General features: G+C 49.4%; 1 pseudogene. It reads right to left on the reverse strand.

Annotated features, from left to right (window positions below):
* A pseudogene (locus KVT32_RS30590) lies at positions 1 to 257 on the reverse strand (lipopolysaccharide biosynthesis protein); the annotation flags it as partial.

Consider the following 257-nt stretch of genomic DNA (forward strand, 5'->3'; position numbering starts at 1 on the left):
GACTCGGCGTTCTGAGCGAACCGGTGAGACATGTACAGATAAACGAAGTACAACAGCGAATAACTGATCGTGTAGTTCCAGAGCACTTGCGTCAGGGAGTAAGGGGCAAGGAACACGGTAATCGTCGTAATAAACAAGGCAATTTGCCATACGAACTCTATCTTCTGTTTTCCCGCGACAAAAAACACGTAGCTGAGCGGGCTTGCTACGAAGTTAAGGAAATACAGTGGCGCCAGGGTGCGTGCGAATTCTCCTGC

The organism is Achromobacter sp. GbtcB20 (assembly GCF_019091095.1).
GTDB classification, from domain to species: Bacteria; Pseudomonadota; Gammaproteobacteria; order Burkholderiales; family Burkholderiaceae_B; genus Achromobacter; species Achromobacter mucicolens.